Here is a 26,911-nt window from a genome sequence, read left to right on the forward strand (position 1 = left end):
TTTAAATTTAAGCAGACGCCATTTCTTTTTCCTTTTTTCGAACTACAGGAATACTTGCAATTACTTTGGTTCCGTTTCCTTTTGAAGATTCTATGATAAAATTACCATTCATCATATTAATTCTGGCTTTTATTTGATTTAAACCAATACCTGCGTCTTCGTCGGAAGCTTGTTCGAAACCAACACCATCATCTTTTACAATAAGGTTAATCATTTCACCTTCTTCTTCTAACATGATGTATGCATTTTTTGCCTTACTATGTTTTAAAATATTGTTGATTAACTCTTGAATGATATTAAACACCTTAATTTCAAAATCTTGTGAGTAACGAAATACATTTAAAATTGCTGTACTAATTTTAATTTCTGAGTTTGAGAATTTTTTCGCCACATCTTTTGTTGCATATTCTAAACCGAATTTTAATAATACAGATGAAACTAAATTGTGTGATAAATCACGAATTTTTTCTGAAGCTTCAGTAATTATTTGTTGCGTTTTTTGCAGTTCTTCTGGAATATTATCTCCGTATTGCTTTTGCGTAGCTTCTAAATGCATGTTTGCAGAAGATAATAGTGCACTTACGTTATCGTGCAAAATTTCAGCAATTTGTTTACGTTCTGTTTCTTTACCATCTAAAGTTGCATTTAAAATTTTCACTTGGGCTTGTGAATTTAAACGTTCTAATTTTCGTTGCTGACGTAATTCATTTTGTGATAGTTTTAAACTTAGGTTACGTTGGCGTAGTTTATATAAGTTTGCCAAATACAATAGTAATATAGATATTACAACGCCAGCTGTACCTACAGCCCAAGTTTTTTGTTCTTGCTTAGACTTTTGTACATCAGCCTCTTTTTTAACTTTATCTACATTATTTTCAGCTAAAATTCTATTTAAATCTTTTTTTAATTTGTCGTCTTTTAAACTATCTCTTATACTATAAGATCTAGTAACAAAATCATATGCTGTATAATCTTTTAAATTATATAATGCCCATGCTATATTATCATATAACAATTCTCTGTATCTTATAGCTTTTAAAGATTTTTCATTCTCAAGAAAAGTTAAGGCTTCACTATAAAGTTTTCTTCCTTTTTCAAATTCTTTCTTTTCAACATGTACAGTTGCCAAATTTATGTATGAAATAGCTATAGACATATTATTCTGTAGCATTAAATTCATATCTAATGATTTTTTTATATAATCTTCTGCATTTGACAAATTACCTTCCATCATGGAAACTCCTCCTAATTGAGAGTAAGTTTTAGCTTTATATTCAGTAATCTTATCCGATAAGTTATTTATATCTAATATTTTACCATAATAAAGTTTAACACTATCTATTATTTTTTTTCTTCTGTAATATTCTGAGATTTTATAATAAATATCTGCTTTTAAATAATCTCGAGTTTCAGCATTAGCATCAGCTAATCCTTCATCTTTTAACAGAACTAAAGATTTATTTAAATATTTAAACGCTATTGGCACTACATTTCCTAATGAATCTTTAACTAGATCTATATCTATTTTTGATAATGAATCTTTGAGAACATTAAAAGATGTTCTATTTTTTACATCTTCTAATAATATCTTACCTATTAATAAATTAATTTTTGCTTTTAGTGTTTGGTTTTTTATTTCTATTTCTGAAAGTGGTAGTATCTTTTTTAAAGCTTTTGCGTATTCTTCATTTTCATATAGGACATTAGCATATTCATATGTATTAACTTCTATACTATCTTTCTGAATTTGATAAATTTTATAATGAGTCAAAGCCGAGTGGGCAGACTCAGCTTTAACTTTCAAACATAAAAATATAAAAACAAGGGGGACAATATTTTTTACATTTTGCATAAATGCTACATTTGTTTTTTTATACTCTAATTATTCCCAAGCATATCTTGGAACTCTCTTAGTTTGTGCAGATTGACTAACTAAACTTTTAGACATTGCAAGGCTAGATGATTCGTTTATCAAATAATTAACGAAATCAATTTTTAACGGTAGATGTTCAGCTTTCTTGTATAGTTTTGTAAAAGAAGTGCCATTTGAAACACCTTCCTTTAAATGAACTTCATAGATATTTTCATCTGGATTGTATTTAAAATCAACAGTAACTCCTTGACGAACTGTAAAATCAAGAACAAATTCTCCTTCACCTAAATACTCTACACTGTAAGTCTGTAAAAAATTTGCATTAATCTCTCCTTTAGCTAAGATAATGTTTTCATCTTCAACTGTTATCGAATTACGTTGTTCTCCGTTTTCATATACACCTAAATCTATTTTATTATTTTGTAATTCTATATCAGATATGTTACTTGCTGTTTTATATGATAATGCATTTTCACTTTCAAAAGCATGTAAATTTGTAGTTTGTGTAGCATCATCTTTCACTAAGTTTGCTTGCGCATTTTTAGCTAAAGTATAATCTATTGTATATTTTCCTGAAGCATCTCTGCTTATTTTGTGTGATTGTAAAAGAGATTCGTTAACTCCTTCTACATCAGCATTAATCATATCATTTTCTTCTGTGCTACAAGATGAAATTAATGTAGCAACTATCATTAAAAAAGGTAAGTATCTTTTTATCATCGTACTAAATTTTGAATGTTGGATTATATTAAACTTTTATAAAAAAGGTAGTAATTCGGGGGGACTACGTTATTTATAAAAAAGAGTGAAAAAGTAGTAGGCTTGACAATACTTCGTATAATACAGCTTCTGGGGGGGGGAACATATATAAGGACGGGGAACCTCTATATAAAAATTGAAGGGAGGTCGATTAAACTATATTATTTTTAACAGCATATATTGCCAAACCTACTACATTTTTCACCTTTAACTTTTTGTATAAGTTTCTTCTGTGAGTTTCTATTGTTTTGACCGTTAGGTCTAATTTCTTTGCTATTTCAGAAGTGCTTAATTCTTGTGTTATTAATTTTAAGACTTCTATTTCTCGTTCTGTTAACGGCTCTGTTACAGAACTGCTTTTAATAGCATCGTCGGTTTTGGTATCGTTAATATATAAATCGAATAAACTTTCTTTTATATTATCACTGTAATACTTTTCTCCTCGATGCACAGCTTTAATAGCTTTTATAATGTGGTCGCTTGCCGAACTTTTCTCTATGAAACCTTTTGCACCAAGTGCAATCATTTCATGAACAAGTTTCGGGTCGCTTAAACCAGATAGTATTATGGTTTTTTGATCTACGTTTCTATTTTTAAACGCTTTTAAAACACCTATACCATCTAATTTTGGCATGTTAATATCAAGTACAAGAACGTCGGCTTTGTTTTTACGAGCCCATTCAACAACATCTTTGCCCGTAAGTGAGTAGCCTTCTAACTCAAGTTGATCTTCTGTCTTTATTAACGCAGATATTCCGTCAATAATAATCTGGTGATCGTCTGCGATATGAACTTTGATTTTCTTTATCATTGTTACATGTACAAATTTATAAGGTTAATGCGTTGTAGCCAAATTACAAACACCCTGAAAACCCTCTCAGGGTTTACCCTGAGCGTCTAAGGGTTTTCCCTTAGATGGATATTGCGGAGGCCTTTATTTATCTGGTATTAGCTTTTCAAAAGTAGGGATTAAAATTTTACTTTTCGGCATAAAAAAAATGTAAAAAAAGCTAGTTGACTCCAAATTTTAACATAATAGTGTTATAACATAAAAAAACCGAGAATAGTATTATTCTCGGTTTATTCGCACTAAATATATTAAGATGTTAGGTTTATCGTAATCTATCTACTGATTTTACAAGATCTTCATCCTTCTTAATGGCTTTGTTTGCAAACACTAGCAAAACTAATGTAACAACAGGAATGAACATCCCAATACCTTTCTCAGAAACCGCGGTTTCTCCAGATAACGTTAGAGATAAATATACCAACACCCCTAATAAAAAAAGGTTTGTCAAAATATTAAGACGACCTACTACAAATTGCAACTGTCTGTTCTTAAATAAAAAGATAGCTACTACAGATAATATGGCCGATAAAAAAAATGATACTGGAATACTTTTTTGTAAAAAAGAAGCTGCTTGTAACAAATCTAAAGAAAAGATTGTGCTTTTAGCAGTGCTCCATAAGTTGAATACAAAAGTTAATCCTCCAGAAATAATTCCGGCTAATAATAGGTATAACGTTTGAATTCTTTGTATCATATTTAAAAATTGGATTGCAAATTTACATTTTCTTTTTTTAAAAAGAAACTTTGCATATCAAAATATTTATATATATTTGTCGGGTAAGGAAACCTCACACCACTTACTTGTTGCAAGTAAGCTATTCAAGAAAACAAAGATCTAAATTATCATCCCCTTATTTTCAAAAAGATACCTATAATTTAAAAATATTCTAATGTTCGAAATCTCGGATTTAAAAGCTAAAAAATTAGTTGAATTACAAGAAATTGCAAAGAAAATTGGTTTAAAGAAAACAAGCCAGTTAAAAAAGCTTGATCTTATTTACAGGATTTTAGACACTCAGGCAGAGACTTCTAAAGAGCAGAAAAAGGAAAAACCTGAACCTAAAACAACTAAACCAGCAGCTGCTAGTGAGAAAAAAGAAGCAGAAAAACCTGCTGCTACTGAAGCAAAAGCTGAAAAACCTAAAAGAAAACGTATTTCTAAATCTGTTGAGCAAGCAGCTAGTACTGTAAAACAAACTACTAGTGCTCATACGAATACTGCTAAAAACGAGCAGAGAAAACCTCAACATTCTAGTAACAACAACCAGAATAACAACAATCAAAATAATAATAGAGGTCAGAAAAATTCTTCGAATGATCAGAGCAATAAGTCTCAAAATAATCACCAGAAGAATAATAACCAGAATAGAAATAACAATCAAAACAGAAATAATAACAAACATCAAAATAAAAATCAAGGACCTAAACACAAGAGCGGAAATCGTTACCGTGACCCTGATTTTGAATTTGATGGAATTATTGAAAGTGAAGGTGTATTAGAAATGATGCCAGATGGTTATGGTTTCTTACGTTCTTCTGACTATAATTATTTATCATCTCCAGATGATATTTATGTATCTCAATCTCAAATTAAATTATTCGGATTAAAAACAGGTGATACTGTAAAGGGAAATGTTCGTCCTCCAAAGGAAGGTGAAAAGTATTTCCCATTAATTCGTGTATCTAAGATTAATGGATTAAATCCTAATATTGTTAGAGACCGTGTTTCTTTTGAGCATTTAACTCCTCTTTTTGCAAATGAAAAATTCAATTTAGCAGAAAAAGGTAGTTCTTTATCTACGAGAATTATGGATTTATTCTCTCCTATCGGTAAAGGACAACGTGGTATGTTAGTAGCACAACCAAAAACTGGTAAAACGATGTTACTTAAAGATGTTGCTAATGCAATTGCAGCAAATCATCCTGAAGTATATCAAATTGTTTTATTAATTGATGAGCGTCCTGAGGAAGTTACAGACATGAAACGTAGTGTTCGTGGAGAAGTTGTTGCTTCTACTTTTGACGAACCAGCTGATAAACATGTTCGTGTTGCTAATATTGTTTTAGAAAAAGCAAAACGTTTAGTAGAGTGTGGACACGATGTAGTAATCTTATTAGATTCTATCACTCGTTTAGCTCGTGCATATAATACTGTTGCTCCGGCTTCTGGTAAAATCTTATCGGGAGGTATAGATGCTAATGCATTACATAAACCAAAACGTTTCTTTGGTGCGGCTCGTAATATTGAAAATGGTGGTTCTTTAACAATTATTGCTACTGCATTAACTGAAACTGGTTCTAAAATGGACGAAGTAATCTTCGAAGAATTTAAAGGAACTGGTAACATGGAACTTCAATTAGAGCGTAACATTGCTAATAGAAGAATTTATCCTGCTATCGACTTAATTAAGTCAAGTACTCGTAGAGATGATTTATTATTAGACCCAAAAACAGTACAACGTATGTGGGTGTTACGTAAATATTTAGCGGACATGAACCCAATAGAAGCTATGGAATTTATTCAACAACGAATTAAGACATCGATTAACAATGAAGAGTTCTTAATTTCTATGAATGGATAACATTTGTTTTGACAAAAAATACGACAAAAAAAATACCCATTATTGGGTATTTTTTTTGCGTCTTATTAACATATGTTAATTCAACTTATCTTCATATATATTAATTTCATCGACACATTTCCTACCGTTCGTCTAAGGTTTTAATACTCAAGAGGATATTTGAGGTATATTTAATATCAGAAGCAAGGGACATATATTTGGTCACAAGCATTTTAATAATTTGGGAGCGATTTTAACATTTTTACATTAAATAGACAGGCTCAAATATATTGTCACATTCCCCCGATTGACATATGGATTTGGATAATTTACATTATCCAAATCTTTATTTTTTATACCTATCCTAACTCTTTTTCATTTTTCTGATAAAACTAAATAAATTAACATATGTTAATTTCATCGACACATTAACTACCATTCATCTAAATTTAAAAAAGAAAACAACAGTTCCACTATATCTTTGATATCATAAATGAGGGATTATTTAAGTCTATAGCATTTTAATTATTTATTTGGGAGCGATTTAGCATTTTTAAAAAGATAGATTTAAAGAATTATTACAACCCAACTGACTTAAAAATATGGATAACCAAAAGTTATCCATATTTTTTTGTTTTATTAAAGCTAACAACAAAAAGTAAAAACAACTATTAATCAAAAGAAAAACCAAAAAAAAAATTAACATATGTTAATTTTACCGAAACTTAAGCTTCCATTCATCTAAATTTTAAAATTAAAAAAGTACTCTATTATATATTTGTAACATGAGTAAGGGACTATATTAGTTCATTAACAAGCATTTAATAATTTTGAGAAAATTTAGCATTATATAAATTGAACTAAATATAGTGGGATACCCAGAAATTATAAAATTTGGATAATGGTTAGTTATCCAAATTTTTTTATCCTTAATTTAAAACTTAGGGTAAATTACTTTTTGTAACGAAACATCAAACTCATTTAAATCTCCAATTAAGTCTACTGGTTTAAAAAAGTTTAATCCAATTGTTTGTACCTCATCTTTACAATCACTTAAAAATCGATCATAAAAACCTTTACCATAACCAACTCTATATTTTTTTTCATCTGAAATTAACAAGGGCACAAAAACTAAATCAATAGTTTTTACATCTACTTCTTTTGCTTCTTCTGGTTCTGGAATTCCGTATTTATTCACGTGTAAAACTGTATCTTTTTCAAAAAGATAGTGTGTTAATGTAGCATCGGTAAAATTACTTTTACTGATGATTATATTTTTTCCTTGACTCCTCAGGAAATCAATAATTGGATACGTGTTAATTTCTTTCTGTTTTTCTATTGGAAGAAATATGTGAATATTTTGAACTGTAGAAAAATCGCATTCAAATATTTGTTTGTAAATATCTCTTTCTAGCGTATCTATAGTTTCTTTAGATAATTCTTTTCTTTTTTCTTTATAGATTTTTCTTAATTCATTTTTATTCATGCTACAAAAATACTAAGAAAATCGCTCGACATTAAAAGAGTTAATATTCATACTTGTTTTCTTATTAAAGATAACTTCAGTAATTAATTTTCCTGTCGCTGGTCCTAAACTCCATCCCATCATTGCATGACCTGTTCCTACTGTAACGTTATTAAAATTAGATAGTTTTCCTATATACGGAAGACCATCGGGGGAGCATGGTCTTAAACCGCATTTAGCTGAAGTTTTATCATCTTCATTTATCTGAATCTCATTGTAATAACTTTCAGCAGCGTTAGCAATAGCATTTACTCTTTTAGGATTAATCGTATGATTTATTCCTCCTAACTCCATAGTGCCAGCAAAACGAGTTGCATTTTCCATTGGAGTAACAGCTACTTTTGCCTCTAATAATATAGAAGGAATATTGATCTTAGTTGGTTTTGTTACATCTATTCTATATCCTTTTCCTGCTTGAATCGGAACATTAATCTGTAATTTTTTCAGTATCTGTTGAGACCAAGAACCACTGGCGATAACGACCTCATCAAATTTTATGAATTCATTTTTAGTTTTTAAACCTGAAACTACATTTGATTGAATTTCAAAATCTTCTACTTCAGTATTCTCTTTAAAAACTACACCCTTATCTATTAGAAAACGCTTCATTTGCTGCATAAATTGATGCGGTGTCATATGAGCGTCCGACAAATAGTGTATTGCACCTTTAATTGTGCCATTCACCGTTGGCTCTATTTCTTGTAATTGTTTTTGAGAAAGATGCTCTACTTTTAAACCACAATCAATTGCTTTTTTCCCTACATTCCATTCTTGTTCACCAGCTTTATCCGTTTTATACAACATCAATAAACCTTTATGCTTATAAAAGAAATTAAAATTTTTATCCGATTTCATTTCCTCATAAAGCCTTCTACTAAGCAAGTTAATATCTCTAATTACGGGTATTGAAGAGGCTACTTTTTGAGAAGTCGCTGATTTTTTGAATAACCAAGACCACTGTAAAAAATCATAATTCAATCTTGGTTTTACATAAAATGGACTAGAAGAATTAAACATCCATTGAATTCCTTTGGTAATTATTCCTGGACTCGCTAAAGAAATAATATGACTCGGAGTAATTAACCCTGCATTTACATAAGAAGCCCCTGAAGTAAAATCTGATTTATCAATCACGATAATCTCAGCAGCTTCTTTTTGTAAATAATAGGCTGTACAAAGCCCAATTATTCCCCCTCCAATAATAACCACTCTTTTTTTCATCTTATATTACTTGAAATCCATGTGCATAAGGATCATCTTCATCGTCAATTACGATCGTATTGTAACCATATATTTTTGCCCATCCTTGTACACTTGGTATAATTGCTTTTTTATTATTTATTGTAGTTTCTTGCTCTACTCTACCGACAAATTTGCTACCTATAAAACTCTCATGAATAAAATCTTCTCCAATCGTTAATTTTCCTTTAGCATATAATTGTGCCATTCTTGCTGATGTTCCTGTACCACAAGGACTTCTATCAATAGCTTTATCACCATAAAAAACAGCATTTCTTCCAGAAGAACTTTTATCTAAAGGATCGCCAGTCCACAACATATGAGATACATCTCTAATAGTATCATCTTCTGGATGCACAAAATAATTCGGGTATTTTTTATTAATACGGTCACGTAATATTTGAGAATACTGTATGATTTTTGATGCGGTAAAATCTTGTATTCCTGAAAAGTTCTTTTGCGGATCTACAATTGCATAAAAATTTCCTCCATAAGCAACATCAAAAGTTAACTCTCCCAACTCTGGACAATCAATTGTTAAATCTTCTGCTGCTAGATAACTTTTTACGTTTTTTAGTTTTACCCACTCTACTTTTCCGTTATTTTCTTTGTATACGATCTCTACTAAACCAGCAGGAGCTTCCATTTTAATAACTCCTTTTGTTTTAGGTTGAATTAAACCTTCTTCAATCGCTATTGTAATCGTTCCAATAGTTCCATGACCACACATTGGTAAACAACCAGAGGTTTCTATAAATAAAATTCCAAAGTCATTTTCTGGATTTTGAGGCGGATATAAAATTGAACCACTCATCATATCGTGCCCACGAGGTTCAAACATTAATCCTTTACGAATCCAATCGTATTCACGGAGAAAATGTTGTCGTTTTTCACTCATTGACCTACCAATAAGTTTTGGACCTCCTTCTTTTACAACACGAACAGGATTTCCGCATGTATGTCCATCAATACATGTAAAAACGCTTCTCATTCGATTAAACTTTGTTTATTTGTCCGTTTTTTACTACTCGTGAAATTCCTAATGGATTTTCATCTTTTAATTCGTCTGGTAATAACTCATTTGGCCAATTTTGATAACTAAATGGACGAACCCAACGTTTTATAGAATTTACACCAACTGCGGTAAAACGACTATCTGTAGAAGCAGGATACGGACCACCATGTACCATAGAAGGACATACTTCAACTCCTGTTGGAACTCCATTAAAAATTAATCGTCCTACTCTGTTTTGCATTTTAGCTACTAAGCTCGAATATCTTGATATTTCATTATCATCTGAAATTATAGTTCCTGTTAACTGCCCTTCTAAACTTGAAATAATCTCCTCTAGTTGTTCCAAATTTTCACATTGAACTACAATTGAAAATGGACCAAAAACTTCGTGATGTAAAGTTGAGTTTTCTAAAAACGTTTTTCCAGAAACGGTTGCAACTACTTGAGAAGCATAATTTGTTTGAATCTCTTCATCTAAATTAGCCACAATCGTTACATCGTTTTGATTCATCGCTTGTTGCTTTCCTTTCTCGTAAGCTCCATGAATGTTTGGATGCAACATACAAGAAGGATTTATTTCTTTAATTTTTGATCCTAATTCATTAATAAAACCAGACAATTCCTCTCCTGCTATTCCTAAAATTAAACCAGGATTTGTACAAAATTGTCCTGTTCCTAATGTTATTGATCCTGCATATGTATTTGCTATCTCATTCCTTCTATTTTCTAAGGCTTTTGGCAACAAAACTACTGGATTTATACTTCCCATTTCTGCAAAAACAGGAATTGGTTCTTCTCGTTTAGCCGCAATATCTAATAAAGCTCTTCCTCCTTTAATACTTCCAGTAAACCCAACTGCTTTTATTTTTGGATGACTCACTAATTGTTGTCCCGCTGAATAATCTTTCGCATTAATATTTGAAAAAACTCCATTTGGCATTCCTGTTTTTTCAGCAGCTTTCACAATTGCAGTTGCAATTAACTCTCCTGTTCCTGCATGCATTGGATGTGATTTCACAATTACTGGACAACCTGAAGCTAAAGCTGCTGCTGTATCTCCACCGGCTGTAGAATAAGCTAATGGAAAATTACTTGCTCCGAAAACCACAACAGGACCAAGTGGAATATTCATTTTTCTTAAATCTGGTTTAGGTGCTGGAGTTCTATCTGGAATTCCAGTATCTATAGAAGCTTCTACCCAAGAACCTTCTTCAACTAAATCGGCAAAAGAACGTAATTGAAAAACTGTTCTTCCTCTTTCTCCAGCAGCTCTTACTGGAGGTAAACCTGTCTCAGAACAATATGTGTTTATTAAATCGTCTCCTAAGCTTTCTATCTCATCTGCAATTGTTCTTAAAAACTCAGCTTTTTGTTTTCCAGAATAATTTTTATAACTATGAAAAGCCTCTTCTGCTTTATCTACTGCTTGATTTATCTCTTCTTCAGTCGCCTGAAAATATTCAAACTCGTTTTCTTTATTTAATTCAGGATTTATGGTTTTAAATCTAACAGTTCCTAAAGAAGATAATTGATTTCCTATATGATTTTTTCCAGTAATCATGGTTTTATAAACTTTTATAATTTGGTAGTGATGGCCTGTTTTTAAATCCTTCTTCAATAATTTGAAGTACTTTACTTCGCTCCTCTCCAATTAATGGTAATCGAGGTGCTCTTACATTTTCAGTTCCTATTCCTGTAGCAACTTCTGCCAATTTAATATTCTGAACTAATTTAGAATTTATATCTAACTCTAACAATGGTAAAAACCATCTATAAATCTCGATAGCTTCTTGTATTTTCCCTGCTTTTTGTAACTCATATATAGCTACAGTTTCCTTAGGAAAAGCACAAACCAAACCAGCAATCCAACCATCAGCTCCCATTAACAAACTTTCTAAAGCTAGTGTATCTACACCTGTCATTATTTTTAAGCGATCACCAAAAGCATTTTTAATTCTAGTAACATTTGATATATCTCGAGTAGATTCTTTAACCGCTTCAATATTATCACAAGACAACAATTCTTCAAACATATTTAAAGTAACTTCTATACCATAATCAACTGGATTATTATACACCATAATTGGCAATGAAGTATTATCGGCTACTGCTTTAAAATATGCTACAGTTTCCCTTCCGTCTGCTTTATAACGCATTGGTGGCAACATCATTAATCCTTTGGCTCCGTCTTGCTCTGCTTTTTTTGCAGCTGCAATAGCAGATTTTGTAGTTTGTTCTGCTATATTAATTAAAACAGGAATATTGTCGTTTACTATGTTTACTGTTGTTTGTGTGAGTTCACTTTTTTCTTCATTAGATAAAGTACTAGCTTCTCCTAAAGTTCCACCTAAAACAATTCCATGTACTCCCGCATCTAGCTGAGCATTTATATTTAATTCGAACGTTTTAAGGTCTAATTGATCATCTGATGTGAATTTAGTCGTTACGGCTGGCATAACTCCTCTCCATTCTATTGCCATGATAATTTATGTTTTTTTATGACAAAATTACTGGAGATGTATACATTAAAAAACATCAAAATTATTCAAAACTAATACTATATTAATCATTTATTAAACTTATCAATTAAAATACATTAATTTTATATTTAACTGTGTATAGCAAACTATCATGAAAGCACTACCATTTAAAATTCCGAAACCCAAAAATCTGGGGTTAATTTATCAAGAAGATAAAGGGGTTTTTTATGATAAATTTCATCAGCATGAAGAGATTCAAATCTCTTATATCGTAAATGGAAAAGGAACTTTAGTTGTTGGAGACACTATTCATCAATATTACACCAACGATGTATTTATTATAGGAAGCAATTTACCTCATCTTTTCAAAAGTGATTTAGAGACTTCTGAGAATTCTTTTATGATATCTTTATTTTTTACAGAACAATCTTTTGGACAAGATTTTTTTGCTTTAGATGATTTTAAATCTTTAGAAAACGTATTAAAAAAAACTGTAAATGGTTTTAAAATTGGCACTCCAAATACAGTTATATCTCAATATTTTCATGCTTTGAAAAATAGTTCTGACTTAGAACGTTTTATTATTTTTCTTAAGCTATTACAAAAGTTTAATAGTGTAAATACTGAATCACTTTCAAAATTTATTTATCCTAAAAAGTATACTGAAAATCATGGTAGAAGAATGCAAATCATTATGAACTACACTATGAATAATTTTAATTCTGAAATTGATTTAAATAGTATTGCTGAAAAAGCAAACATGACTAAAAACGCTTTCTGCAACTACTTTAAAAAACGAACTAATAAAACCTATTTTACTTTTTTAAATGAGCTTCGTGTAGAAAATGCTTGTAAATTACTTTTAGAAAATAAAGAAACTGCAATTAATGAAATTGCATATCAATCAGGATATAGCAGTTTATCTAATTTTAATCGAAAATTTTTAGCAGTAAAAAAAATGACTCCTTCTCAATATCGAAAAAATCATTAAAGATTTTTTAATTCTTCTTTTAACTTTTTTGTTAATCCTTTCACAACCAAATCATATGAATGATCTATTAACTCAAAGACCAATTCATCTGGAACATCTTGATTGATTGTTATTGTGTTCCAATGCTTTTTGTTCATATGAAATCCCGGATTAATTCCTTCATATTCACTTCTAAGTTCTTCAGACTTTTCAGGATCACATTTTAAATTTATTTTCTCTTCACCTTTCTCCCAATGATTCAAACCAACCAAAGCAAACATCTTTCCCATTACTTTAAATACTAAAGTAACATCATCAAAAGGAAAATTTTCTGTAATTCCTTTCTTACGAATACAATATTCTCTAAGTTGTTCTATATGCATTATTCTAATAATTTCATGTTTCCACTTGGCAATTCAAGCGCAGAATAATCTAACTTCCATCCAATGGCTTCAATCAAATTTTTCATTAAAGCGATGGCCTCTAAAGCTTCATGATTTGCAGCTTGCATTAGATTACTATTTGGTATTTTTTGAAGTACGTGTTCTTTTGCTGCTTGATTAACTTTGGTTAAATCTTCTGAATTAAATTTATTTAAAAAACCATCTTGTATATCGTAAAAACGAATATTAGGTTCTACAGATAACACTTCTGGCTGAGGGAATTCAGACAATTTAATTGTTTTATTTTTTGTGTCAGCTTCCATTTTAATCTTTCTAAAATCGAAACCAATATGTGTTTTCGCGTTAATTAAAATAATTGCTTTTTTCTTACTAGAAATTAACCCTAAAAATTTACCCTGTGTATCTTCATGATGGTAAATCTCTGCAAAATCTCCTTCAACAGTAATTAGTTTAGTAACTTTTTTAATCTTATCTAATAAAACTACAGATTGATTTTCTGTTAAGTTCCTGCTTTTCACATGAGAAAACTTTTGAAAAATAAAATAAGAGGCCACAGCACCTAAAGCCAATCCAAAAAACAATAATTCCATAGGATAAATATAAGTTTATATCATTAATTGAGACCATTTTTTTACAATGAAAGTCACAAACATTTTCGTATTGTTAAGAATACTTTAATAGTTGTTCGATATTTAAATTGCTAATTTTATTCTCTAATTCTAACCTACAGATGCATTCTACTATTGTAAACTTTCGCAAAGAACTTCATAAAAACCCTGAAGTTTCAGGACAAGAATTTCAAACTGCTAAAAGAGTTCAAGATTTTATTCAACTTCATTATCCAGGTGAATTTATCACTCAAATTGGAGGGCCAAGTTTTGCCGTAGTATATAATTTCGGAACCGAAGGAAATACTGTAGCTATTCGTTGTGAATTAGATGCATTGCCCATTATCGAAACAAATAATTTTGAATACAAATCTGTTTTTAAAGGTGTTTCTCATAAGTGTGGGCATGACGGACATATGGCTATAGTTACTGGATTAATTTTTTGGTTAAAAGAACAAAATTTAAAAAAAGGTCGAGTTGTACTAATTTTTCAATCTGCTGAAGAAACAGGAAAAGGAGCGTATGAAATGCTAGAAGATGTAAAATTTAAAGTATTAAATATCGACTATATTTTTGCGCTTCATAACATTCCTGGAGTTGATTTACACACTGTAATTACAATGAAAAATGGATTTTCTGCTGAAGTGGAAAGCTTTTTTTTAAAATTATCAGGTTTGGCTTCTCATGCTGCAGAACCTCAAAATGGAATTAATCCTACTTTAGGAATAGCACAACTTACTCAAGAATTAGATAAATTAAATATTAGTGATCCTAATGCTGAAAATTTTCAAGTATTAACTCCTGTTCATTTAAAAGTTGGAGAAGCTAATTACGGAATTTCTCCTGGAGAAGCAGAACTTCATTACACAATTAGAACCTGGAGTTTAAAAACCATGGAGCAACTGAAAACTCAAATCCTAAATATCATTAATCAAATCAGTAAACAACATCAATTAAAACATGAAATGAATTGGTTAGAGCATTTTCCTGCCAGTGAAAACAACTTAGACTGTAATCGAATCATAAAAAATGCTGCTGAAAACTTACATTTTAAAATTGAAGAACGTAATTATCCTTTTAAGTTTGGTGAAGATTTCGGTTGGTTTTCTAGATATTATAAAACCGGAATGTTTGGTTTAGGTTCTGGTTTAAGTACAGCTCCATTACATAATCCTTCTTACGATTTTCCTGATGAAATTATCCCTACAGGTATTGCAATGTTTGGAGAAATACTTAAGATAACATTAGAGAATAGGTGATTCTTAATTATTTTTTAAATTGCAACCATAAATTAATCAACCTCATATAACCTATTCTATGAAAAAACTTTTGTTTGTCTTAATTGCTATTGTTATAATTTCTTGTAACCAAAAAGAAAAGAAAAATCAATACTCTGAAAATTTAACTCAAACTTTAGATAGTGTTCTTTCTAACACTTTTAAAGAAAATGAACCTGGAGGATCTTTGTTAGTAAAAAAAGATGGTAAAATTGTCTTCTTAAAAAACTACGGTGTTGAAGATCTTAAAACTGAAAAGAAAATTACTGAGCATACAGTTTTTAATACGGGATCAATTTCTAAAACATTTGTATCTAATGCTATTTTAATTTTACAAGAACGTGGATTACTTTCTGTAGAAGATAGCATTTATAAATATTTTAAAGATTTCGACAATAAAGAGATTGCTCAAAAAGTAAAAATCAAACATCTTTTATCGCATACATCGGGGTTGCCTGATCTTAGAGATGTACGAAATAACTATGATTTTTTTCTAACGGCTAAAGACACAGCTAATTTTGAACCTATAAAACGTGCAGATTCTTTAAACTTTCAACCTGGAGAAAAGTTTCAATATTCAAACCCTTCTTATAATGGATTGGCTTTAATTGTTGAACAAGTTTCTAAACAAAAATGGCAAGACTTTATTAAAGAAAACATTTTTGAACCTTCTGGAATGAAAACAAGTACTATTACAGATGGTCCGCATCCTGAACAAGGAGTTGCTCACGCATATTATAAAGATGAAAACGATAAATACCAAGAAGCTGACTACGGTGAAATACCTACTTTTGCTGCTTCTGGAAATGGTGGTATTTGGAGTACAGTTTTAGAATTAGCTAAATATGAAGAAGCTTTACTAAACAATGTGTTTTTAGGCAAAGAATTAACTCAGAAATCTAGAGAAATTTACCATCCTAAAACATGGAAAGATTCTATTGCTCCTAATGTTGGTTATAGCTGGTTTATTGGTCAGAAAGGAGTTTTTAGAAAATCGTTACCTCAAGAACTTGGAGTTAATATGTTTTCACACACTGGTTCACAAGGAGGATTTAAAGCATTCTATATTAGTATTCCTGAGAAGAATATTTTTATTGCTGGATTATTCAACAAATACAGAAGTAATCTTTCTGAAATTATTGAAAAATCGGTTATCACATTGAAAGAAAACAATTGGTTAGATCAAAAATAATTCTACTAAATGATTGCTAATTCAAGTTTTCATTTTAATCCATTTTCTGGAGTTTTACATGAAGATATTCCTAAAGTTATTCTACCGAATATAGATATTGATCAGACAATTCATAGAATTCAAAATTCAGATTCTTTAGCTTTAGAGTTTATTGGTAGACAAGGAAGAGGAAAAACTAGTCATTTAAGATATTTACAACATATTTTACCTGAATACCCTATTTTTCTTTTAAACTCTACTTCATCAGTTTCTGATGTTATGAAAAATACTTCAGAAATTGTTTTTGTAGATAGTATTCATCATTTAAGTTTTTCAAACAGAGTTCAATTATTCAAAGAAAAAAAAGTAGTGATTTATACTACACATTGGCGAAGAAAAATTGATTGTTTACTAGCTAAAAAAGAATATCATTCTATACGATTTAAAGGAATAGAACCAGAAAAACTTCAAGCTATTTTAAATGAAAGATTAAAGTTAGCTTCTGGTTCTAATACACCTGAAACTTTATTTAGCATTACTGATGTAAATAAGCTAATCAGAAAATTTGGAGATAATTATCGAGGAATTATAAATCATTTATACGAAAAATACCAATGAGTAATTCTATATTAAATGCCAGTATAAACGTTTTTGGCGCTGTAACATCTAACGTATATGATGGAGTTTTAAATATTCATCCTAAAGAAGATTTAATAATAGACCATATTGATGGAATTGTATATTTAGAAGCTCGTGGAAGAATGTCGAGTGTAAAAAAACAATTGGTAACATTTAAGATTGATGACAGAAAAATTTTAACTAAAAATGAAACTTATGAAATTCCTTTTTCATTTAACTTAAATGAAGATTATATTGAATCTTATACAGGAAAAAATGTTAGTATTTCATATAGTTGTGAAGCCAAAATTCATGTTAATGAAGAAGATTTAGAAAAATTAGACAGAGGCGTTTTTACTAGAATGAAATCTTTTTTCACCTCTGATTACTCTACAAAAATTTCTGGTTATTTCAATAAATTTAATAACGAAGAACAATATAAAATCAGCGAAAAACACAGCGATTTAAAATTAGCATTTAACTTTTCTGGCACATTAATTATCGCTTTAATCGTTGCTGCCCTCTATATATTTTCCTTAATTGGCTTAAATTTTAATTTTCATGGATTTCATATTTTTTTACTAGTTATTGCGACCGCAATAATAAGTTATGTTCAATTCGAAATTAAAAAGAGCAGAATTGGAGATATTTCTTTAAAAACTTCTAATAGAGAAAATGGATTTATTTGCTATGTAAAACCTGCTCGAAATTTTAGTTTGAATAAAGCTCAAATCCATTATCGTATTGTAGAAAAAGTGGTAGACAATAGAGGTACTTCTTCTACAACTTACACAGAGACTATATTTAAATCACCCGTAAAACCTTTAAAAAGTAAAGGAAGTTCTGAAGTAGAATTTCAATTTCCTGAAAACAAAAGATTAGGAAGTATGGAGTTTGAAGATGCATCTATTTATTGGGAAATAGTAATTAACGGAACACATAACGGTATTTCAGAAAAATTAACTTGTACTATAGATGCTTACAAAGTTTAGCTTAAAATCTTGTATAAAATAGGTTTACTTGGAGTCGCATCATTTTCAAAAGGTGCAATCATTAAGTTCAAGAAATATGTTCCATCTTCTGTTGTATTAGAAACAAAGATAAATTCTGTAATTGTAGCATGTAATCGTATTTCTCCTTTTGTATTCCAAAAGGCATTGTGAGCAAGCAACAATCCATCATCTTTTTCTTTATCTACAGAAGGTAAATCAATTAATAAATGTTCAACACCTTTTTCTCTTAAGTAAATAGCAGCTTCTTCTAACAAATATGGAGGGTTAGTATTTGAATATCTTTTTGATTTTTTTTCATTTTCTAAATTAGGTAAAGTTCTAATTACAATAGCCTCTCTTTTTTTATTCCCTAAAACAACTTGTAATTGTTTTTTAGAAATTACTTCGTCTTCTCCTAAAGTTTCTGGAACCACAGTAACCACTTCAGCTAAGAAAAAAAAGCGTTTTAAATTTTCATTAACAGAATGTACTTTTTCAGTAATATGTCCGACACATTCTGTGTGTGTAATATGTGAATGTGGATTGAATTGAATCGTATTGAAATTTACTGGCGCTCCTTCTGAAACTTTTATTACCTCATCTCCAAATTGTTCTGCATAAATCTTAGGATCATCTAAATACCAAGCATTTACATTTTCTTTGGACGTATCAACAGGAATTGAAATATCTATTGGTTTCGATAAATCTATTTGATATTTTTTTGATTTATACTGAATTGTTGTAATCAAGATAAATTTAATTTAAACAAATCGGAAGCAATACCATCGGTTAAAAACTTTCCTTTTCGTGTTGTTTTTAGTGTTTGATTTTCAATATACAATAAATCTTCAAGAATGAATTTTTCGGCTTGCATTTTTAAATATGCTAAATATTTAATACCAAAATCTTCTTTTATTTTTTGAAAAGAAACTCCCCAAATTGTTCGTAAACCTGTCATGACATACTCGTTATAACGATCTGTAATTGACAAATCTTCTATCTCTATAGGTAATTCTCCAGTAGTTATTTTTTTTATATACAATGCATTGTTAGCGATATTCCAACCTCGTTGCTTTCCATTGAAAGAATGTGCAGACGGACCAATTCCTAAATATTTTTTTCCTTGCCAGTATGCAGAATTATTCTGACTAAAAAAACCTTCTTTTCCAAAATTAGATAATTCATAATGCTGAAATCCTGCTTTATTTAAATCATCAACTAAAATTAAAAATTGTTCTTGTGCTAACTCATCATCAACATTATCTATAATTCCTTTTTCAATAAAACTTTCTAAAGCTGTTTTAGGCTCAACAGTTAATGCATAACTTGAAATATGTGGAACTCCGAAAGACAATGCTATTTGAATATTTTCTCGCCACTCTTCATTTGTTGTATTTGGAATTCCATAAATTAAATCAATTGAAATATTATCAAACTTACGAATTGCATGAGATAAACTTCTTTTTGCTTCTTCTGCATTATGTGCTCTATTCATTAGTTTTAAATCCTTTTCAAAAAAAGATTGAATTCCTATACTTAATCTATTTACAGAAGAACTTGCTAAGTTTTCAATTCGTTCTGAAGTTAAATCATCTGGATTGGCTTCTAAAGTAATTTCAGGTTCTTCAATAACTTTATAATTATCGTAAACTGCTTTAATAATACGATCAATTTCTATTTGGCTTAGTACACTTGGTGTTCCTCCTCCAAAATAGATCGTTTTTATCGCTTCATTATCGAACTCATTTTTACGCATTGTTAACTCTGCAATTATTGCAGCTATCATTTCTTCCTTCCTTTTTAAAGATGTAGAAAAATGAAAATCGCAATAATAACATGCTTGCTTACAAAACGGAATGTGAATGTAAATTCCACTCATCAGTTATCAGTTATCAGTTATCAGTTATCAGTTATCAGTTATCAGTTATCAGTTATCAGTTATCTAAATTATTTATTAATTCTCGTTGTTTTTAAGATTGAGAATAAAACTTTTCCTAATTCATCTGCTTTTAGGAACAAATTATTGTATTCATGTTTACTTATCTCATTACTGTCTTTTAATAATGACAACCAATATTTAGTCTCTAAACATTCTTTATAAGCAATTGATATTTTAGCTGAAAAATCTGCTTTAGATATTGCTCCATTAGCTTCAACTATATTAGCTCCGATTGAAGTTCCGCTTCTTAGTAATTGTTTTGACAAAATAAATTCTTTGTTGATTTTCATCATACTCTTACTTAACTTTACAATTAACAGAGCAAAATCATATGATTTATTTTGCAATGGGTTATTCTTTAATTTCATAGCTTTTTCTTTTTTATAAATATTGATCAATGATTATTGTTAATTGATCATTGATTTATTTCTTCACTCTTTTTTCATTCTGTTTTACAAAAGCTGCCCAACCTGTATAATTCTTACCTCCTACTTTAGCTCCTGAATTATAAAAATGACAAACTGCTGCTGCTAGTCCATCTGTTGCATCTAAATTTTTAGGTAAGGTTTTTAGATTCAATAATGATTTTAACATTAAAGCTACTTGCTCTTTACTCGCTTTTCCATTACCTGTAATTGCCATTTTTATTTTTAATGGCGCATATTCTGTTACAGGAATTTCACGAGATAAGCCTGCCGCCATAGCAACTCCTTGTGCACGTCCTAACTTTAACATTGATTGTACATTCTTACCAAAAAATGGAGCTTCTAAAGCAATTTCATCTGGCTTATACGTATCAATAAGTTCAATAGTTCGTTCAAAAATGAGTTTCAATTTTAAGTAATGATCTGTATATTTTTTTAAGATTAATTCATTCATTTGAACAAACTCCATCTTCTTTCCTACAACCTTAATAATTCCAAACCCCATGATGGAAGTCCCTGGATCTATGCCTAATATGATTTTTTCTGTCTTCAAATTTATTGTACTTTGTACAAATACAAAACTAATCAATAAAAACGAATGCCTGTATTTGGATTACGAACTTCTAACCCAGCTTTTAATCGTTATTTCTGGCGAAAACTGAAGGTGTATTCTAAAAAGAAAATGAGTATTAATGGAGTTATAGTAAAATCTTTGGCTATGCTCACCATTGTTCTGCTTGCCGCTTCATACACTTGGCATCTTTTTTTTTCAGGAGTTATTATTAAATGGTATACTGCTATTGGTATGTTTGTGGCTATATGCTGTAGTTTATTTATATCTTTTAAACATAATGCTGCAAAATATTTACTCCCAATTTATGCTATTGCAAAAGGTTTGTTTTTAGGAGGTATTAGCGCTTATGCTCATCAACGATTTCCTTATTTACCTTTTCAAGCCATTGCTGTAACCATTACTACTTTTTTTATCATGCTGTTTTTATATCGAATAAAAGCCATAAAAGTCACCAGAAAGTTTAGAGCGATTATTATTAGTGCTTCTGTTACTATTTTTTTATTCTATTTTATTGGTTGGGTGTTATGGCTTTTAAAAATTGATGCTTTGCCTTTATGGAGAACTTCGTGGTTTGCTATTGGTTTTAATGTAGTAGCCGCAATTGTTGCTTCTTTCTCTCTATTACTCGATTTCTATTATATAGACAAACAAGTTGGTCGTTATCCTAAAGAACGAGAATGGTTAGCTACTTGGGGATTATTAATCACTTTAATTTGGTTGTATATTGAAACTTTACGCTTATTAAAAAAACTTGCCATACGGTTTTAGTTTCATTCCTAAAAAAAGAACGTTTGTACCAATAAACAACTACACTTGTGCCTTTTTAACTTTTAAAATCTTTAAATAATTTGTTGATTTGTTATACAATCTAAAATGTTTAACCAAACACCAATTTTATTATGGCAAATACTGAAATAAGACAATGTAGTGATATCACAAATCCTGCAGGAATTTGTATAAAAGATTTTACAGTTAATGAATTAAATTCTGAAATAAGTTTTGGTTTCAAGAGAAATTCTATAAATCCTTTACAACCACTTAATGCGACTCAAGTTGATAACGAAGGGAATTTAAATGTAAGTTCAATCGTATTCATTGATCATTCACTTACTATCAACGAACAAAACACTCATGTAAAACAATATTTAAGTTATTTGAATCCAGACGGATCAGGGGAATATAAACCTTTTCTGAACTTCTATATTATATATGACGCTACACCAACTCAAAACAAAAACTTTAAAGCTTATCAATTTAATTTCACTGCGGTTTGGGGAAATAAAGGATATACACCTAATCCAATCATAAAAAAAGAATTACCTGCTCCAACTTTAAATAACATTAATTTCATTAATACGTTTTTAATGGATTTAGATCCTGAATTATCTAGAGGAACTGTTACTACTGTTAAAAGACCTAACTAAAACATATCAAAGAAATAGTAAGTTTTTTTTGAATAAGTTTGTATTAATAAACTTATAAGTTAAAATGCTTAAACTTCTTAAAATAAACTTACTGTTTCTTCTTTTTAATTCAATTACTTTACAAGGACAAAAAGAATTAAATTCTCAATTCAATCAATTAAAAAATGAATTAATAAGCAGTGTTGAAAATTCAGAATCAAGTCAATATTTAAAAAAAGCTGTTTTTTTCTTTTCAACAAAAGAATGGGATTCTACATTAGTTTATTCTCAGAGAAATCTTGAAACTTCAACATCTATAACATCTAAAGATATTTCTCATTTTCTGAGAGGTTATAGCTTTGATCAGAAAAAAATATTTAACGAAGCAAAGACTGAGTATAAAGCAATAACAAAAGATTTTAAGATTTACTCTCTTGTCAACATGTATCTAGGAATATTATCTTTAGAACAGCAAGATTTTAATACAGCAATAACATATTTTCATCAACTAGAGAACCTTTCAGATAAAGAATATTTATATATAAAAAAAAGCTCCATAATCCACAATCTAGGAATAGCATATTTACACCTAAAAAAATATAGCAAAGCTGAACCTTACTTAATTCAGAGTTTACAATATCAAGAGCAGAAAAAAGACACATTAGAATTAGTTGGATCTTATGGAGAGATTGCGAACTTTTATTACGAACAGTATAAAGATGATATAGCTATCCCTTATTTTGAAAAAGCTTATTTATTAGCTAAACAGACCAATGATTTTACATTAAAAAAGAATACCACTCAAAACATGTCTGTTGTTGAACAAAATCGTAAAAATTTTGAAAAAGCCCTGATTTACAGAAAAGAAATGGAACAATGGAAAGATTCTTTAAATGATCAAAATAGAATTTACGAGGTTGCTAAAAAAGAAAAAGAATTTGCTGTTGCGGCCAAACAACAAGAAGTAGATCTTTTACAAGTAGAAAATAAATTAAAGGAAACACAACGAAATATCTTTTTAATCTCAGCCATTAGCTTACTTGCATTTTTAGGTATTGGTGCTTATTTATTTAGAGAAAAAGTAAAAGCCAATAGAATTATTGCGCAACAAAAAGAAACCTTAGATGAATTAAATGCTACTAAAGACAAATTATTCTCAATTGTGAGTCATGATTTACGTTCTTCTGTAAATGCTTTAAAATCGAGTAATGCTGTTTTATTAGATAATTTACAGTCTAAAAACTTAGACGCTTTAGAGCATTTACTTCAAAAAAACAGTGGTATTGTAAACGGTGCCTATGGCTTGTTAGACAACTTATTAAACTGGGCTTTACTTCAAACCGATGGCGGTTATTTTCACGTAGATACTCATCGCCTATTTATCATTGTAGAACACGTTGCTTATAATTACAAAGCCTTACTTTTAGAAAAAGCAATTGATTTTGAAAATACAGTTTCTAAAAAGGCAGTTGTAGCAATTGATCAAGAATCAATTAAAATTGTACTACGAAATTTAATTGATAATGCTATTAAGTTTTCAAAACCAAAAGGAGCGATAACTATTTATGCAGAAGAATCTGGTAATTTTTGGTATTTAATTGTGGAAGATACTGGTTTAGGAATGAGTGAAATCACTAGATCAGAATTACTAAAAGATTCTGCTTTACTTAATAAAAAAGAACATGAAGATGTTTTGGGAACCGGATTAGGCTTAAGTTTAGTGAAATCTATGATTCAAAAAAATAATGGAAAATTCAATATTGAGAGTATATTAGGAAAAGGTACGAAAATGATTGTATCTTTACCTAAAACTACTACTAATGGATAACATTAACGTACTAATTATTGAAGATACAGTTGAAGAAAGCAACAAGCTTGTAAAACTTTTAGAAGAAAATAATTATACTATTAGTGGAATTGCAAGAACTTTTCAAGAAGCTTTAGCTTTATTCTATAAAGTAAAGGTTGATATTCTTATCGTAGATATTTTTTTAAACGGTGTTCCTGAAGGAATTACTTTTGCTGAAACGATTACAACTGTTCCGGAAGCTGCAAAACCGTTTGTGTTTTTAACCAGTTCGAAAGATCGACAAATTTTTGAGCGTGCAAAACTTACCAAACCTTATAGTTTTTTATTAAAACCATTTAATGAATTAGAGGTTTTGTATGCTATTGAAATGGCTATTGAAAAGTTTTACGATCAGTCTGATGTATTTTTCACTGAAGAAGAAGATACTGTAATTAGTGGAGATAGTTTATTTATTAAAAAAGGAAAATCTTTAAAAAAAGTATTACTTACAGACATTATTTACATTGAAGTTGAAGAGAAATACTGCAACATAATTACTGAAAAAGAAAAATTCGTAATTCTTATTTCTCTTACTAAGATTTTAAAACTTTTAGATCCGAATTCTTTTTGTAGAACACACAGAAATTATATTGTAAATATTAATAAGATCGTTGAAATTGTTCCTTCGGATAATCTTATTGTATTACAAGGAAAACATCATGTTACGCTTAGCGAACGCTATAAAGACTTAATTAAAAAAGTTCGTACTCTTAAATAACATTTTTCTTTCTTTTCTACTGAAGTGATTTAGCCATCTATAAAAATAGATTGTTTTATTTCTCATACTACTTATTATTTTTTATTCCATTTTTTTCCTTTTTCATGGAAAAGAAAACGTCTTTTATTCCATTTAAAAACTGTAAGCTCTTTGTTCACAGTAATTTTACATCAGAAATAACACGCTAGCATATTTGTTTCACGTAATATTTACTAACCACAAAAAACTTATTATGGCTTCAAAAAACACATTTCAATTATCAGCTTTAAGTCAAAACGACCCAGGAGCTACAGACGGATCAAAATTATACTGTGAAGTAACTTCAATTAGTAATGGAACATTAAGAGCAGGATCATTTCCTATTAATGAAGAAGTAAAATTACCTATTCCTCCAGGAGAAGGAAAAATAGCTCCAGCTACACCAACTTGGTTTTTAGAAACTGAAGAAGGTAAAGATGCTAGTTTTGAAATTACAATCTTCTGCCCTACTGACGACAATTATCCAAAAACAACAATTTTAGTAAAAGAATCTGATGTAATCGGATGGGACACTCAACCTTTTGATGAAAGAGTTAATCAAATCTATCAAAAAGGTGAATACGGAATTATTGGTTTTGCTCAAAAAGGGCGTGAAGGATATATCTATACAATAACAGCGGGAATATTAAATCCAAGATTACACGGAAATTTAGCCGCTATTTAATACTCATAAAAATTTAATACTAACCAAACTTAAAATTTAAAATTATGGCAACTACAGCTTTAGCAACAGAAACAGTTTATTTCAAAGGATCAATGGGATTTATTGCAAATCCATTAGGAACAATGGTAGATTTTTCTTTATTAGTAGACTCTGATAAACATACGGTAACTGGTAACGTAACAATTACTGATGGAGCAACTAAAGAGAGTTATTCTGGAAGAGTATCTGGAACTACTTATCCAGCAGGTTACGGTGATATTGTTCGTTTAATTAACATTACTGGAAGTATTCCTGGAAGCAATCCTTTAACCCCAATTCAATTTCCTTTTGAAGCAAACATGGCATTAAAAGCTGATTGGGACGGTAAAGGTGGATTTACATTCTTAGGGAAACATCATGACGATGTAGATGTACAAGGGTCTATTTTCAAATTAGATTCAGCTAAATAATTAAAAAATCCTGTATGAAAATGCAGGATTTTATTTTTCAATAGAATTCTAATCAATTCAAAATATAATATTATGTCACAACAAGCAACAGTACAAAATAAAGATATAGCACAAATCGCCAATCAACATAGCGGATCAAGAAGATTCGGACCTGTAGATATTACTTACAATTTGAATATCGCAGAAGAACAAGCTACAGTTTCTGCTAGTATGATGGGAGTTTCATTAGGAAAAACAATACTAACTCCGGAACATCAACAAAGCAGTCTTGGAGGAAATGTTAGTTTAGATAATGCACTAATTAAACTCGAAATTGATTTTTCTGAAAAGAAAATAATTGCTTTTGTAGAGGTAAATATGATGGGGAACCCAATTTTTAAATCGAATGTAACTTTATTAGATTGGTAAACACTAATGAAATAATAAAAATATTGAGTCGTCCTAAAATAGGTTGACAGTTTTAAAAAGTATTATTTAAACCAGAGAAGCTAGCTTCTCTGGTTTTTTGT

The 26,911-nt window shown here is 29.8% G+C and carries 28 protein-coding genes; 13 read left to right on the forward strand and 15 right to left on the reverse strand.

Going from position 1 to position 26,911, the window contains the following annotated elements; genetic code table 11:
* Positions 1-7 precede the first annotated feature (7 nt).
* The 4 genes from Q1A46_RS03735 to Q1A46_RS03750 all read right to left on the reverse strand — a co-directional run bounded on the left by Q1A46_RS03735 (position 8) and on the right by Q1A46_RS03750 (position 4,176).
* Positions 8-1,804 (reverse strand): tetratricopeptide repeat-containing sensor histidine kinase, encoded by a 1,797-nt coding sequence (locus Q1A46_RS03735; RefSeq protein ID WP_299674087.1) that lies wholly within the window; start codon positions 1,802-1,804, stop codon positions 8-10.
* Positions 1,805-1,882: 78 nt separating this feature from the next.
* Positions 1,883-2,593, reverse strand: a complete 711-nt coding sequence (locus Q1A46_RS03740; RefSeq protein ID WP_299674089.1) for a hypothetical protein — start codon at positions 2,591-2,593, stop codon at positions 1,883-1,885.
* A 190-nt stretch (positions 2,594-2,783) separates the two neighbouring features.
* Positions 2,784-3,443: a response regulator transcription factor gene (locus tag Q1A46_RS03745; RefSeq protein ID WP_299674091.1), complete on the reverse strand. Its 660-nt coding sequence runs from the start codon at positions 3,441-3,443 to the stop codon at positions 2,784-2,786.
* Between the two features lie 301 nt (positions 3,444-3,744).
* A complete protein-coding gene (locus Q1A46_RS03750; protein WP_299674093.1) occupies positions 3,745-4,176 on the reverse strand; it encodes a DUF4293 domain-containing protein in 432 nt (143 codons plus the stop codon).
* A gap of 196 nt (positions 4,177-4,372) precedes the next feature.
* On the opposite strand from Q1A46_RS03750, the gene rho reads away from it, so the two are divergent.
* Positions 4,373-6,064 carry a transcription termination factor Rho gene (gene rho, locus Q1A46_RS03755; protein ID WP_299674095.1) on the forward strand — a complete coding sequence of 564 codons (1,692 nt, stop codon included), beginning with the start codon at positions 4,373-4,375 and terminating at the stop codon, positions 6,062-6,064.
* 913 nt (positions 6,065-6,977) lie between these two features.
* On the opposite strand, the gene Q1A46_RS03760 is transcribed toward rho, so the two are convergent.
* Genes Q1A46_RS03760 through Q1A46_RS03780 form a run of 5 tightly spaced genes read right to left on the reverse strand, consistent with a single transcriptional unit; the run spans position 6,978 to position 12,302 of the window.
* The gene (locus tag Q1A46_RS03760; protein ID WP_299674097.1) at positions 6,978-7,529 is read right to left on the reverse strand and encodes a 5-formyltetrahydrofolate cyclo-ligase; all 552 of its coding nucleotides are present in this window, start codon (positions 7,527-7,529) and stop codon (positions 6,978-6,980) included.
* Positions 7,530-7,541: 12 nt separating this feature from the next.
* Positions 7,542-8,789 (reverse strand): FAD-binding oxidoreductase, encoded by a 1,248-nt coding sequence (locus tag Q1A46_RS03765; RefSeq protein ID WP_299674099.1) that lies wholly within the window; start codon positions 8,787-8,789, stop codon positions 7,542-7,544.
* A gap of 1 nt (position 8,790) precedes the next feature.
* Entirely contained in the window at positions 8,791-9,798 is a 1,008-nt protein-coding gene (locus Q1A46_RS03770; protein WP_299674101.1) for a 4-hydroxyproline epimerase, read from the reverse strand.
* Positions 9,799-9,802: 4 nt separating this feature from the next.
* A complete protein-coding gene (locus tag Q1A46_RS03775; RefSeq protein ID WP_299674103.1) occupies positions 9,803-11,383 on the reverse strand; it encodes an aldehyde dehydrogenase (NADP(+)) in 1,581 nt (526 codons plus the stop codon).
* 4 nt (positions 11,384-11,387) lie between these two features.
* Positions 11,388-12,302 (reverse strand): dihydrodipicolinate synthase family protein, encoded by a 915-nt coding sequence (locus tag Q1A46_RS03780; protein WP_299674105.1) that lies wholly within the window; start codon positions 12,300-12,302, stop codon positions 11,388-11,390.
* A gap of 151 nt (positions 12,303-12,453) precedes the next feature.
* On the opposite strand from Q1A46_RS03780, the gene Q1A46_RS03785 reads away from it, so the two are divergent.
* Positions 12,454-13,293, forward strand: coding sequence for an AraC family transcriptional regulator (locus Q1A46_RS03785; RefSeq protein ID WP_299674108.1), 840 nt, complete (start codon positions 12,454-12,456; stop codon positions 13,291-13,293).
* On the opposite strand, the gene Q1A46_RS03790 is transcribed toward Q1A46_RS03785, so the two are convergent.
* Both Q1A46_RS03790 and Q1A46_RS03795 read right to left on the reverse strand, forming a co-directional pair.
* A complete protein-coding gene (locus Q1A46_RS03790; RefSeq protein ID WP_299674111.1) occupies positions 13,290-13,655 on the reverse strand; it encodes an MmcQ/YjbR family DNA-binding protein in 366 nt (121 codons plus the stop codon). The genes Q1A46_RS03785 and Q1A46_RS03790 overlap by 4 nt on opposite strands.
* Positions 13,655-14,266: a DUF4230 domain-containing protein gene (locus Q1A46_RS03795; protein WP_299674114.1), complete on the reverse strand. Its 612-nt coding sequence runs from the start codon at positions 14,264-14,266 to the stop codon at positions 13,655-13,657. Before Q1A46_RS03795 ends, Q1A46_RS03790 begins: the two co-directional genes overlap by 1 nt.
* Before the next feature lie 140 nt (positions 14,267-14,406).
* Between Q1A46_RS03795 and Q1A46_RS03800 the strand changes: the two genes are divergently transcribed.
* Genes Q1A46_RS03800 through Q1A46_RS03815 form a run of 4 tightly spaced genes read left to right on the forward strand, consistent with a single transcriptional unit; the run spans position 14,407 to position 18,342 of the window.
* Positions 14,407-15,543, forward strand: coding sequence for an amidohydrolase (locus Q1A46_RS03800; RefSeq protein WP_299674117.1), 1,137 nt, complete (start codon positions 14,407-14,409; stop codon positions 15,541-15,543).
* A 58-nt stretch (positions 15,544-15,601) separates the two neighbouring features.
* A complete protein-coding gene (locus Q1A46_RS03805) occupies positions 15,602-16,753 on the forward strand; it encodes a serine hydrolase (RefSeq protein ID WP_299674120.1) in 1,152 nt (383 codons plus the stop codon).
* Positions 16,754-16,762: 9 nt separating this feature from the next.
* Positions 16,763-17,350, forward strand: coding sequence for a hypothetical protein (locus Q1A46_RS03810; RefSeq protein ID WP_299674124.1), 588 nt, complete (start codon positions 16,763-16,765; stop codon positions 17,348-17,350).
* Positions 17,347-18,342, forward strand: a complete 996-nt coding sequence (locus tag Q1A46_RS03815; RefSeq protein ID WP_299674127.1) for a hypothetical protein — start codon at positions 17,347-17,349, stop codon at positions 18,340-18,342. Before Q1A46_RS03810 ends, Q1A46_RS03815 begins: the two co-directional genes overlap by 4 nt.
* Here Q1A46_RS03815 and Q1A46_RS03820 read toward each other — a convergent pair.
* The 4 genes from Q1A46_RS03820 to ruvC form a co-directional block, all read right to left on the reverse strand.
* On the reverse strand, positions 18,339-19,091 hold the full coding sequence (locus Q1A46_RS03820) for a cyclase family protein (RefSeq protein ID WP_299674130.1): 753 nt from the start codon (positions 19,089-19,091) through the stop codon (positions 18,339-18,341). The two genes, Q1A46_RS03815 and Q1A46_RS03820, sit on opposite strands and share 4 nt — an antisense overlap.
* Positions 19,088-20,221 (reverse strand): radical SAM family heme chaperone HemW, encoded by a 1,134-nt coding sequence (gene hemW / locus Q1A46_RS03825; RefSeq protein ID WP_299674133.1) that lies wholly within the window; start codon positions 20,219-20,221, stop codon positions 19,088-19,090. The genes Q1A46_RS03820 and hemW overlap by 4 nt, the downstream gene beginning before the upstream one ends.
* A 68-nt stretch (positions 20,222-20,289) precedes the next feature.
* On the reverse strand, positions 20,290-20,649 hold the full coding sequence (locus tag Q1A46_RS03830) for a four helix bundle protein (RefSeq protein ID WP_299674136.1): 360 nt from the start codon (positions 20,647-20,649) through the stop codon (positions 20,290-20,292).
* A gap of 55 nt (positions 20,650-20,704) precedes the next feature.
* Positions 20,705-21,259, reverse strand: coding sequence for a crossover junction endodeoxyribonuclease RuvC (gene ruvC / locus Q1A46_RS03835; protein ID WP_095074363.1), 555 nt, complete (start codon positions 21,257-21,259; stop codon positions 20,705-20,707).
* A 45-nt stretch (positions 21,260-21,304) separates the two neighbouring features.
* Here ruvC and Q1A46_RS03840 point away from each other — a divergent pair, with 45 nt between their 5' ends.
* The 7 genes from Q1A46_RS03840 to Q1A46_RS03870 all read left to right on the forward strand — a co-directional run bounded on the left by Q1A46_RS03840 (position 21,305) and on the right by Q1A46_RS03870 (position 26,810).
* Positions 21,305-22,048 carry a Bax inhibitor-1/YccA family protein gene (locus tag Q1A46_RS03840; protein WP_299674139.1) on the forward strand — a complete coding sequence of 248 codons (744 nt, stop codon included), beginning with the start codon at positions 21,305-21,307 and terminating at the stop codon, positions 22,046-22,048.
* A 131-nt stretch (positions 22,049-22,179) separates the two neighbouring features.
* Positions 22,180-22,704, forward strand: coding sequence for a hypothetical protein (locus tag Q1A46_RS03845; protein ID WP_299674142.1), 525 nt, complete (start codon positions 22,180-22,182; stop codon positions 22,702-22,704).
* Positions 22,705-22,768: 64 nt separating this feature from the next.
* Positions 22,769-24,511, forward strand: coding sequence for a tetratricopeptide repeat-containing sensor histidine kinase (locus Q1A46_RS03850; RefSeq protein WP_299674145.1), 1,743 nt, complete (start codon positions 22,769-22,771; stop codon positions 24,509-24,511).
* Positions 24,504-25,250, forward strand: coding sequence for a LytTR family DNA-binding domain-containing protein (locus tag Q1A46_RS03855; RefSeq protein WP_299674148.1), 747 nt, complete (start codon positions 24,504-24,506; stop codon positions 25,248-25,250). The genes Q1A46_RS03850 and Q1A46_RS03855 overlap by 8 nt, the downstream gene beginning before the upstream one ends.
* Positions 25,251-25,482: 232 nt before the next feature.
* Complete coding sequence (locus Q1A46_RS03860) at positions 25,483-25,953, forward strand: hypothetical protein (protein WP_299674151.1); 471 nt, start codon at positions 25,483-25,485, stop codon at positions 25,951-25,953.
* Positions 25,954-25,997: 44 nt separating this feature from the next.
* Positions 25,998-26,402: a DUF1842 domain-containing protein gene (locus Q1A46_RS03865; protein WP_299674154.1), complete on the forward strand. Its 405-nt coding sequence runs from the start codon at positions 25,998-26,000 to the stop codon at positions 26,400-26,402.
* 72 nt (positions 26,403-26,474) lie between these two features.
* The gene (locus Q1A46_RS03870) at positions 26,475-26,810 is read left to right on the forward strand and encodes a hypothetical protein (protein WP_299674157.1); all 336 of its coding nucleotides are present in this window, start codon (positions 26,475-26,477) and stop codon (positions 26,808-26,810) included.
* Positions 26,811-26,911: the final 101 nt, after the last annotated feature.

The sequence above is a fragment of the uncultured Tenacibaculum sp. genome, from assembly GCF_947502995.1.
GTDB lineage: Bacteria > Bacteroidota > Bacteroidia > Flavobacteriales > Flavobacteriaceae > Polaribacter.